This window comes from Psychrobacter sp. DD43, from assembly GCF_904846555.1.
Lineage (GTDB): Bacteria > Pseudomonadota > Gammaproteobacteria > Pseudomonadales > Moraxellaceae > Psychrobacter > Psychrobacter cryohalolentis.
Genome location: NZ_CAJHBE010000027.1, coordinates 25,798 through 32,753 on the forward strand (window position 1 = coordinate 25,798; position 6,956 = coordinate 32,753).

Sequence of the window (6,956 nt, forward strand, 5' to 3'; positions counted from 1 at the left end):
ATTGATGCTAAATTTTAGTCAGTCGCCTCATCAAAGAATATCTGCTGCGCCAGTCGAAAGGTATTACAATGCGCTTCAACCACATCATTAATATCTTCTGAATAACCACCGCCCATGACGATAGCGATTGGAATATTGGCAGTTTTGGCTTGGTGTAGGACGTATTCATCACGCGCCTTGCAGCCTTTTATGGTTAAACTTAGCTTGCCTAATTTATCCGTCGCTAGTACATCAACCGCCGACTGATAAAAAATCATATCAGGTGCAAAATCCGTTATCAGTCTTGGCAAGGTCTGCGCTAAAATCTGTAAATATTGCTCATCACCAGTATCGTTATCTAGCTCAATATCTAAGTCTGATACTTGTTTACGAAACGGATAGTTCTTTGCGCCATGGATACTAAAGATAAAAACGCGTGGCTCATCTGCCATGATACTGGCATTGCCATTGCCTTGATGGACGTCTAAATCAACGACCAATATCCTTTGTGCTTGTCCGCGATTTAATAGTAAATTGCTCGCGACACAGACATCATTAAAGACGCAAAATCCCTCACCATGATCGGCAAAGGCATGATGGGTACCGCCCGCGACATTCATCGCGACGCCGTATTGCTGTGCAAAAATTGCGCATTCATAAGTCGCGTGAGCAATATAGCGCCCACGCTCTACTAACTCAGGCGTCATCTCAAAGCCGATCGCTCGCGCTTCTTTTCTTGGTAGCGTTTGGGTCTTAAGTTGATACCAATAGTCAGCAGTATGCGTCGTTAAGATTTCATCTTCGCTTAAGCGTGTGGGCGCAAAAAAGTTATTCGCACTAATAGTCTTTTCCGCTAATAAGCGCTCAGGAATCATAGTGTATTTTTGCATCGGAAAACGATGTTTTTCGGGTACTGAATAACGAAAAATATCAGAGTAGGCAATTTTTAACATAGTATTTTTAATATCGTATTGTTTTTCTAAAGAAATCGTTGTCGAATGAGGTGTTTTAAAGCAGTCATCTTAGATGCTTGTTTTCTCAGGAGTAGATTAGCCACAGTCAATTCCAAATAAAACCGATACGTTATATTGCAACGCGGAACTGGTATAAATTTTTCTGGCTTACTGTGCCTACGCCGACAGAGGCGGCGTAAAATTCATCCCAGTCCCGCTGTATCGTTTTAATACTGAATTCAGTATATTAATAGTAGCGACTTCTCACTGTACAAATTGAGTGGGCAAAAAGAAGGTTCTTGAATCGGATTGTTGGCGTAGCTGCAAAAGTAGATCGGATAATTCTTCAGCAGGGTATTGGTTATTGACCAAATCACTAAATATCTCATGAGCAACCGTCGTCATGGCAATGATACTTTGCAATAAATGCTCAAGGATATCGTCGTCAAGTCCGACCGCTTCAACATCAATGGCGTTTTTATAGCGTATCTCACCATCATTGACATCCATCTCTAAGTTACCAAGAATCATGTCGTAGTTAATTTGAGTAATCAATAATATGGCGGCGCTTTGGTGACTCTCTGGTATCAAAAACGGCAAGATACCGTAGACTGCCAGCAGTTTATTATTTTCTTGTACCCGAAACAGATAGCCACAGTCAAGCTGCTTATTGCGCATCCTTAAAGACAGGTAATGGGATTTTTGGCTGTTTCTTACTTTAGGCTGATAATAATTGTAAGGCCATTGTTTGTCATCGAAGTATTGTTTTAAATAATCGACAATGGGTATATCGCTTTCACTTCTCTGCGCTGCGGTATTTTCAAGATCTGCATCGGTATTGGTCTCAGCGGCCATAGGATTATTTATAGCAGCGTTATTATTATCGGCGACATTGATGTCTTCGCTACTAGTTTTATGAAACGCATCGTTAGTGCTGTTAGTGCTGATATTGCTGTCCATGTTGTTAGAGTCAGCTTCTTTATGATCCGTATTAATATCATCAATAGCTATTTGTGCAGCAGTCATCTGATTATCAACCTCATCAAAGTCAGCATTTGGCAAATCTTTGGAGGATTTAATATGATTAATAGCAGAGCGCACAGTGGATGTGGCTAGCAGCTGCTTTATTTTTTGCCATAAGCTGAGTTTGTGACGTTGACTCATAAATAGTGTGCTAACCAACAAATGAAATATAAAGATTAAGAAAATACCCAAACAAGCAGATAAAAATATATTACTGGTGGTTCAAACCCAAACTGTCTTTGATATTAGGCTGACTATAAAATGCTTGTAGCATCTCTCGCAGATGGGCCGTCAGCCATTCGCTATCAAGCGCATCATAAATGATAGGCCGCAGGGTAGTAGACAGCTGCCCAATCGCTGCCTCATCGATATGTAAGCTTTTTGCCACCTGTGCGATGGTATCAGACTGATGATTGCGATACCAAGTATCGACGCTTGCTGCTACAAGGCTATGCAAATAAGGGGACATGCGTAAGCGGTTATAACTCTGCTGAATACTGGCTTCGATATGATCGATGCTACTGTTATCAGGCTCATCACGTAGATAGGTTTGGATATGGCTAATCGGCTGCTCTTTAATCCGCGCCCAACCAGTGACCACTAATCGAGATACCTCTTCATTGGATAGATGCTCTTGGGCATTGGCTTCAGCGCGATGCGCCAAATCTTTGATATTGCGATGCAAATAGGTCTGCAATTTTTCATCAAGGTTTCTGTTGGTTGCCTTTTCAAAGGAGCTGCGCCCAAGCTTCATAAGTTTACCAACACCGCCCGCTTTATCTAGCGTATTTTCCATAAAGTCGTTGATGGCGTGATATAGCGTTTGGGTCAACAAATCGGCAAACGTATCGTTGCCAACCAAGGTATGAATCAAGATATTGCGCTGCTGCTCATGGCTGCCGATATAATCGGCCAGCGTTACAACCTGCGTATCGTCAATAAGCTCTGATAATGGGACATTGTCATTGGCTGGGTGATAGATAATGCTATGCAAAATATCGCGGATATCGCTACGCATTACCTCACTTAGAGGGTGGTCTAGTAGCCAATCATTAAATAGGCGCTGTACATCATCGCTACTGATATATTTAGCTAATGGCTGCGCACCAAGCCACTGCCACGCTTCCATGCTCAGCGGTTCAGCTTGCTTACGTAACCACTGCTGCATAAACGTGATTTGCGCATCGATTAAGCTGTTTGCTGTCAGCATGGGTGTGTCTGATTTTTGAGCTGGGTTTTGAGTATCTTTTGATGTCTGCATAGGTTTTGAGGTCATAGTAATCGACAATTTGTTATACTGTGTGGTTAATAGGCATAAAGTATTATGCCACGAACATCGTCTTTGTTTGTGATGAATATCGACTGCGGCTCAATAAATAATAAGAGGTTGTAATGAAGGCTTTAAATACTGCCTTACTTGCGCTTGATGAGCTGACCGTTCAGCGCGGCGAAATCCCTTTATGCGAAGGGGTTTCGCTCAATCTGGCTGCTGGCAGCATTTGTCATTTAATTGGTGCCAATGGGACTGGTAAGACCACGCTACTTATGCAGCTGGCTGGGTTATTGCCGGTGCTAACTGGTGAGACTTATTATCGAGGGGCAGTTAGCTTACCGATTCAGCCTTTGTATGTGTCGCATCAATTGGGCATTCATCCCAATCTTACCGTTGCCCAAAACCTGATCTTTTTGCTCAATTTATATGGCATTAGCCCAAGTACCGCTGATATTGATGATGCCCTCACTTGGGTAGGCTTGCAGGGATTTGAGACCATCAGCTCAAGTCATTTATCCGCCGGTCAAACTCGGCGAATTACCCTAGCGCGCTTATATTTACTGACGCCTAACGTGACGCCATTATGGTTACTTGATGAGCCGTTTACCGCACTCGATGTCGATATGGTGGCGCGGATGGAAGACAGATTACGCGAGTTTGCTCATGAAGGCGGGGCGATATTAATGACCAGTCACCAAGCAGTCGGTGTTGCCAATCAAGTGCTCGATTTATCCGATTATATGGTATAAAAGCTATCAATATCATTGTCAGTATAAATGCGATACGCATCAGTAGAAGAGCAAATAAATGATAGAGTCAGATACTCCAAGACAAACCATAAATACCAGCTCAAATGCTCATATGGCTGATATGCGTAGTATCAGTTTTATGCAGCTGTGGCGCCGCGAATGGCAGGTCAAGCAGCAAGGGGCAGTGCAGTGGTTATATCCGCTGGTGCTGTTTTTGGTGATTATTACCTTGTTCCCGTTAGCAGTTGGCAGTGAGCCTGCATTATTACAACGCCTTGGTGTATCAGCGGTGTGGATTGCCGCTTTATTGTCGCTGGTGATGGGCGTTGATGGTTTGTTTAAACCTGCGCTTGATAATGGCACATTGGCGCAATTGGTCGTTGCCAAAGCCTCACTGCCGTTATGGGTCCTTATCCGTTTGGTGATCCACTGGATTTTTAGTAGCGGCATTGTGGCGGCATTAAGTTTGCTTGCCGTACCTTTATTTCAGCTGAGCTGGTTTGAGGCGTGGATATTGATGGCATCGATTGTCACGGGTAGTCCTATGCTGCTCATGCTATCTGCGGTTGCTAGCAGTTTGACGTTATCGTTAAAGAATGGCGCGGTTCTCGTGCCTTTAATCGCTTTGCCGATGCAGTTACCGGTATTGATTTTTGCCACTGGTGCGGTTGATTTATTCGCCACTGGTCTTAACGGTCTGCCGATTTTAGCGTTGCTACTGGCAGGTAGTATTATCTCAGTGCTGGTGATGCCATGGGTCATTGCTATGACCTTAAAAATGTCGTGGCTAAATTAACAACCTATACTGGTAGATTTGTCTTTTGTTATTAAAGCCTTTTATATTAACAACATGATGAAAACCGGCAACTTTGCTATAATGGTCTATTAAGCAAACACTCACGTGTAGATTCTACTCGGCGTTTAACGCCAGTAGGCTAGCAGGTAGTTGTATGACTCATACGTGTTACTCGATAATCACCAACTGCGTAATAGGTTTATATCCATGCCCAACCTAAATAATGTCTCATCTCCTAGCCTGTGGCAACGTATTTGGCAAGTTTTCTTGACCACAGTGGGTACTAAGGAGTTCTTTCGCATCTTCTCGCCTTGGGTTAAGTGGCTGGCGATACTGGCAAGCCTTTGCTTGCTCATCGGCAGTATCTGGGGTCTGGCGTTCGCGCCGCCTGATTACCTGCAAGGCAATAGCTACCGCATTATCTTTATCCATGTACCAGCAGCAAGCCTTGCTATTTCCATTTATTTTGCTTTAGCGATACTTGGGGTCATTTATCTGGTTTGGAAGATAAAGACTGCAAGCCTTGTGGCGCAAGCAATTGCTCCTTTGGGGTTTTTATTGTGTGTGATTAGTTTGCTGACCGGTTCTATTTGGGCAAAACCCACGTGGGGTACTTATTGGGTTTGGGATGCGCGGCTGACATCGATGCTCATTTTGGCATTTTTATATGCAGGTGTGATGGCACTGTTTGCAGCCTTTGAACATACGGCGAATCGTGGTAAAGCTGCCGCTATTTTGTCGATCGTTGGTGCTGTGAATTTGCCGATTATTAAATACTCAGTAGAGTGGTGGAACACCTTACATCAAGGGGCGACTTTTACTTTGACTGCGGCTCCTAAGATGTCAGCAGATATGTGGCTGCCATTACTACTGATGATTATCGGTAGTTACCTATTGGTCGCAACCTTAGCGATTTACCGTACCAACACTTTAATCTTGCATCGTGATCAAGGTAAAGCGTGGGTGAAAGAATACATCCGTGGACAAGCCAAATGACTGTAATGACTGTCGACCAATTAAATAACGGCTAGGGACATATGATGCAGCCTTACTTTTATAGTTTTTCTGAGTTTATTGCAATGGGTAAGCATGGCGTTTTTGTTTGGTCATGCTGGGCGATTACCGTTGGCATGATGCTGGCTTTTGTATTTTATAGCCGTCGTCAAAGACAAGCCCTTATCAAGCAGCTGGCGATTCAACAAGCCCGTCAGGCACAGCGCACGACCAAAACGCCAACACCGGTGACTAAAAATACTCACTAGAAATCATTTTATCTCATACCCTTAATATCTAGATTTGATACATTTCGCTGATACATAAATGAGCAGATAAAGGATTTCTATAAAGGCGGGTAACCTTATTGAGTTATACATAAAATGCTACCATATAGTTATTAGAAGAGTACGATTAGAAAGACATTTTTAGGACGTTTTTCTAATGGTAGTTTCTTTAATATTTTCTGTTTTATAGATGGATAATGTCTAAAACAGCGACTCATCAATGAGGTAGTAGTATGAACGCAGTTCGTCGTAAAAAACTGATGTGGGTTATGTTTACGCTTGCAGGGGCAGCCATAGCCGTGGTATTGGTGATTTATGCCATTGGGCAACAGACCGACTACTACTTTGACGCGACTGCCATTGCGCAAGGTGAAGCGCCACAAGACAAACGTATTCGTGCTGGTGGTATGGTGGTTGCTGGTAGTGTACAGCGTGCGCCAAACGACCCATTGAGCGTTGAATTTGCCATCACAGACTTTCAATCGACCGTCCCCGTGACTTATCAAGGTATTTTGCCAGATTTGTTCGCTGAGAACTCAGGTGTTGTCGCGACGGGTAAAATGCAAGGTGATACCTTTGTCGCAGGTGAAGTGCTGGCAAAACATGATGAGAACTATATGCCGCCAGAAGTTGCTAAATCGATGAAAGAAAATAATCGCAATGGTGCAGTCCCTTCTTCTGAGCAATATAATCCTGCTGAAAAAATCCATGAGACCAAGACTTTACAGCAGTAATTGCGCTGGTAACAACAAACGATAATTATCGTAAAAAGCGTTAAACATAAAAAAAGCCAGCGATATCTTATCACTGGCTTTTTTTTGGCGAACTGTCCCGTCCTGAAATAAGTTTACGAAAAAGGAGCTTATTCATGGACAAGTTAGACACTGTAAAGGTTAAGCGCAC

The 6,956-nt window shown here is 43.3% G+C and carries 8 protein-coding genes; 5 read left to right on the top strand and 3 right to left on the bottom strand.

Features of this window, described 5'->3' with window-relative positions; translation table 11 throughout:
• Positions 1 to 14 precede the first annotated feature (14 nt).
• The 3 genes from JMX89_RS12120 to JMX89_RS12130 all read right to left on the bottom strand — a co-directional run bounded on the left by JMX89_RS12120 (position 15) and on the right by JMX89_RS12130 (position 3,216).
• Positions 15 to 932: a histone deacetylase gene (locus tag JMX89_RS12120; RefSeq protein WP_201532516.1), complete on the bottom strand. Its 918-nt coding sequence runs from the start codon at positions 930 to 932 to the stop codon at positions 15 to 17.
• A 264-nt stretch (positions 933 to 1,196) separates the two neighbouring features.
• Positions 1,197 to 2,096 (bottom strand): YbjN domain-containing protein, encoded by a 900-nt coding sequence (locus JMX89_RS12125; RefSeq protein WP_201532517.1) that lies wholly within the window; start codon positions 2,094 to 2,096, stop codon positions 1,197 to 1,199.
• Between the two features lie 70 nt (positions 2,097 to 2,166).
• Positions 2,167 to 3,216, bottom strand: coding sequence for a hypothetical protein (locus JMX89_RS12130; RefSeq protein ID WP_227673099.1), 1,050 nt, complete (start codon positions 3,214 to 3,216; stop codon positions 2,167 to 2,169).
• A gap of 131 nt (positions 3,217 to 3,347) precedes the next feature.
• On the opposite strand from JMX89_RS12130, the gene ccmA reads away from it, so the two are divergent.
• The 5 genes from ccmA to ccmE all read left to right on the top strand — a co-directional run bounded on the left by ccmA (position 3,348) and on the right by ccmE (position 6,787).
• Positions 3,348 to 3,977, top strand: a complete 630-nt coding sequence (gene ccmA, locus JMX89_RS12135; protein ID WP_201532519.1) for a heme ABC exporter ATP-binding protein CcmA — start codon at positions 3,348 to 3,350, stop codon at positions 3,975 to 3,977.
• Between the two features lie 112 nt (positions 3,978 to 4,089).
• A complete protein-coding gene (locus JMX89_RS12140; protein WP_413786642.1) occupies positions 4,090 to 4,773 on the top strand; it encodes a heme exporter protein CcmB in 684 nt (227 codons plus the stop codon).
• 207 nt (positions 4,774 to 4,980) lie between these two features.
• Positions 4,981 to 5,769: a heme ABC transporter permease CcmC gene (gene ccmC / locus JMX89_RS12145; RefSeq protein ID WP_201532520.1), complete on the top strand. Its 789-nt coding sequence runs from the start codon at positions 4,981 to 4,983 to the stop codon at positions 5,767 to 5,769.
• Positions 5,770 to 5,813: 44 nt separating this feature from the next.
• On the top strand, positions 5,814 to 6,035 hold the full coding sequence (gene ccmD, locus JMX89_RS12150) for a heme exporter protein CcmD (protein ID WP_011514425.1): 222 nt from the start codon (positions 5,814 to 5,816) through the stop codon (positions 6,033 to 6,035).
• A 251-nt stretch (positions 6,036 to 6,286) separates the two neighbouring features.
• Positions 6,287 to 6,787 (top strand): cytochrome c maturation protein CcmE, encoded by a 501-nt coding sequence (gene ccmE / locus JMX89_RS12155; RefSeq protein WP_133104766.1) that lies wholly within the window; start codon positions 6,287 to 6,289, stop codon positions 6,785 to 6,787.
• The last annotated feature ends 169 nt before the right edge of the window (positions 6,788 to 6,956 follow it).